Raw genomic sequence first — 667 nt, 5'->3', positions numbered from 1 at the left:
ATTCGACGTAGTAGTAGCCGCCCGCGCAGAAGATGGCCATCGCCAGGATCAGCGCGGCGACGACGATCACGACTGCCGCTGCATGCCCCCGCATGCGCCCAGGATAGAGAATCCTGAGTGTCGGGTGTGTAAAGAATGCGCGAATTCAGGTCCCCGGGCGCGGGTGAATTTCGTAAGCGAACACCGCCTGCTCCGGTGCGTCCACCCGGAGCGTCGCCGGGGAGCTGGCATCCCAGCGGATCGTCGTCGGCGGCGCCCCCGTCCGACCGGGCGCGCCGCACGCGACGTCGGTGGTGGTCCCGGCGACCTCGACGGTGAGGGGCGCTCCGGTCGCGCTCTCGCACGCGACGACGACGTCCCAGGATCCGCCGACGGGCGCGAGGGCGACCGCGGCTCCGGCGGGTCCGACTTCGCCCGTGCCGCGCGCGACGGCGGTGCTGCCGCCGAGGCCGTTGTCCGGCAGCGCGGTCGCCGCCCACTGCTCCAGCGCGGACGCGTCGCTCGGCAGCGTCGCGCCGGGGGACGGTGCCGACGGGGCCAGGGAGGGGGTGGATGCCGACGGCCCGGCGGAGGACGCCGACGGCGACGCCGCGTCGGTCGAGGTGCAACCCGCGAGCGCGAGCAGCGCCGGGAGGAGCAAAGCGGGAAGGGTCGCGAGGACCGGGGG

Annotated in this window: 1 protein-coding gene; it reads right to left on the bottom strand. The window is 74.2% G+C overall.

From position 1 onward, the window contains the following. Positions 1–145: 145 nt before the first annotated feature. A partial coding sequence (locus tag ACZ3HH_RS29355; RefSeq protein WP_465810004.1) for a hypothetical protein occupies positions 146–667 on the bottom strand: 522 nt, incomplete at its 5' end.

Source organism: Pseudomonas sp. PME37.24/025 (assembly GCF_055556615.1).
Note: the sequence above shows the minus strand (reverse complement) of the source record. Positions and strands in the feature narration are given on the sequence as shown.